Genomic DNA, 462 nt, shown 5'->3' with positions numbered 1-462 from the left:
TCTGAATGGTGGCCTCCACGGCATCAGCTATGCGCTTGAATATGCCCGCCAGCAGGACTACGCCGGCAATCCGCAGGAGCTGAGCAGCGAGTACTACCTGGCCGAGCTGGGTTACGCCCTCAAGGGGGCCACGCTTAAAGCGGGCGTGGAAGTCCTGGGTGGCGACTCGGGGCCGGGCAATCGGGCCTTCCAGACGCCATTGGCTACCAAGCACGCCTTTCAGGGCTGGGCCGATGCCTTCCTGCTGACGCCTGCGGACGGTGTGCAGGATGTCTATCTCGGCGGCACTCTGCCTTTGTTCGGTGGAACGCTGCACGCCTGGTACCACGATTTCCGCGCCGAACGCGGCAGCCAGCAATACGGCGAGGAGATCAACGTCGCCTACAGCCATGCCATCCCGCTGGTCAAAGGACTGGTGGCCACCGTCAAGTACGCCGGCTACGACGCCGATGATTACTCGGT

1 protein-coding gene is annotated in these 462 nt (G+C 63.4%); it reads left to right on the top strand.

Annotation, left to right across the window (positions count from 1 at the left end):
• A partial coding sequence (locus tag ACU8YC_RS27095) for a hypothetical protein (RefSeq protein ID WP_446896272.1) occupies positions 1 to 462 on the top strand: 462 nt, incomplete at both ends.

The organism is Citrobacter sp. VF227, assembly GCF_052950715.1.
Note: the sequence above shows the minus strand (reverse complement) of the source record. Positions and strands in the feature narration are given on the sequence as shown.